This window comes from Mesorhizobium sp. P3_A9 (assembly GCF_056402975.1).
Genome location: NZ_JBFUGJ010000803.1, coordinates 1 through 589, shown reverse-complemented (window position 1 = coordinate 589; position 589 = coordinate 1). Strand labels below are relative to the sequence as shown.

Genomic DNA, 589 nt, shown 5'->3' with positions numbered 1-589 from the left:
GAAAAGGGCGAGGGCCTCGAGGACTTGAAGGCCGCGATCGTGCTCGCGGCCAATGGCGGGTAGAGCTGTTCAGTGCTTGGTAGAATCGCTGAACCGCTCTAAGTATTTGTTTTTACGCAATTCCGGACGGAAAACCGCTGCGCACKTTTCCTGGAATTGCTTTGCACCTTGCACCCTTTGTTAACGGTGAAGTGGAGATTTGTAGAAACGATCGAGGCAGATACCGCGCAATTCTTCGAGTCGGTGCAAGAGTAACTCATCACGGCGCGCGGTGAAATTTTTCGTCGCGGAGACCATCGCCCTACCAGGGCTCAATGCTGATGGAACAAGGGAGGATGCCTATGGGACCTGTTCATCATGAGCTGGCTGGCGAGCCGACTTTTGCGCCCATGATCCAGATCGACATGGAAATCAAAGCTTTCGTCTCCGCCTGGAGACACTGCGATTATGTCTCGTCATACATGGCCCGGATGATCAGTCAAAACAGATCAGACTCGGTCCGGCATTCAAATCTCTTTTCCTCTGCCCTCAATGAATTGCTGGAAGTCGCCTTTCGTACGCGCCATGCCGGTGGTGAACTGGCATGCAG

The 589-nt window shown here is 53.4% G+C and carries 1 pseudogene; it reads left to right on the top strand.

What is annotated here, in order from left to right:
• Nucleotides 1-341: 341 nt before the first annotated feature.
• Nucleotides 342-589, top strand: a pseudogene (locus AC1DX0_RS36830) (ubiquinone biosynthesis methyltransferase UbiE); the annotation flags it as partial.